This window comes from Leptolyngbya sp. FACHB-36 (assembly GCF_014695955.1).
In the GTDB taxonomy this organism is placed as follows: domain Bacteria; phylum Cyanobacteriota; class Cyanobacteriia; order Leptolyngbyales; family Leptolyngbyaceae; genus FACHB-36.
In genome coordinates this window covers 1-1544 of sequence record NZ_JACJPG010000043.1, presented here as the reverse complement: position 1 = coordinate 1544, position 1544 = coordinate 1, and the positions used below count along the sequence as shown (strand labels likewise).

Below are 1544 nucleotides of genomic sequence, written 5' to 3'. Positions count from 1 at the left end.
GCTGTTGTAAATTCTACTTCTGGGAAAAAGGGCGATCGCTGCCATCGTCTCGCCAATTCCAGCATGTCGCGTGTGGGTCCGCCTCCGTGATCGCCCACGCCCGGAAGCCAGAGAGATCGAGACATCCCCGTTTTGTTTTCCCACTCGCACGCATAGGTCGCCATTTTGATGGGGTCGATGCCTTCACCGATCGGAGCCGACATTACACCCAACACCTGACTCTGATCCGGAGCCTGCCACTGAAAAACCTCATGAGGAAACTGCGTCGTATCATTCCAGCGAAGCTTCTGCGTCACAAAATACTCAATGCCGCCCTGCTTAAAAAACTGCGGCAGTTGCCAGTTGAAGCCAAAGGTATCGGGAAGCCACGCAATCCGATTAATGTCGCCAAATTTTTCTTGAAAATAGCGCTGACCGTAGAGAATATGACGAACGATCGCCTCTCCCCCAATCAAATTCAACTCTGGCTCTACCCAAAGTCCACCAACAGGCTCCCATGTTCCTGCTGCAACTTGCTGGCGAATCCGTTCAAACAAGTCCGGGCGATTTTGCTCGATCCATTCGTACAGCGCAGGGGTGGAGTGGCAAAACGTTAGCTCCGGAAAATCCTGCTGTAGACCCAGCACCGATTCAAACGTGCGCTCTGCGGCTTGCCACGTTTCATCAACGGTCCACAGCCACGCCATATCCAAGTGAGCATGACCGATTAGCTGAATTTGGCGCTGCTTAATTGGCTCGGCTAACGGTAGAAGCTGCTGGCGCAATTGCGCCAGATTGTGATCAAATGCTGCCCGATCGCCCTGCATCGCCCAATCGATTTGCCCGATCGCCTCTGCCAACGTATCCAACTGCTCAGGACTCAGCGCTTGAAGGTAGGTGTGCAGTACCGCCAACTCATCTGCTACAAAGCTCGGCTCTGGAAAACCGTCCAGCGACTCGTACAGGCAAGTCGATCGCACCAGCGCGCCATCGTCGTGACCCGGACTGACGAGACGGAGCACGATCGCAATCTCTTCTCCCGGAGCAACCGCATCACTTAGCAGCAACCGCGTCGAGCAGTCGAACAGATCACCTTCCTGCACCAACTGCCCGTTGACAAAAATCTGCGCCTCGATTGCCCACCACATTAGCGCCAGTCGCAAACACAGCCCTTGCAGCGGGTAGCCCTCCAGCGCTTGCGGCACCACGATCGCCTGCCCAAACCATCGCACCTGCTCTCCCTTCGACCACGCAACATGCTGTTTTGCATTCAGGTCTACGATCGTCCAGGTGTGCCATTCAGACAACGCTTGGGCAGTTGGTAAGTCTCCATCCCAACAGCGCCAAGTGGTTTGAACGCTGCATTGGGTCAAAGCACGCAGCCGATCGAGGGCAGACGAGATGAAATCAGAGGCAGACGTTGAGTAGCTCAAGGTGGCTTCGGAGAAACAAACGGCACCCTTCATAATAAAGGGACGACGAGTTCCAAGTGAGCATGATGGTCACGACTTCCACCGCTGCTGTAGATGACTACGACTACGACGCCGATCCGCTGCCGCCAGAGT

General features: G+C 55.1%; 1 pseudogene. It reads right to left on the bottom strand.

The features are described 5' to 3' along the window. Positions 1 to 1445, bottom strand: a pseudogene (locus tag H6F43_RS00625) (alpha-mannosidase); the annotation flags it as partial. Between the last annotated feature and the right edge of the window lie 99 nt (positions 1446 to 1544).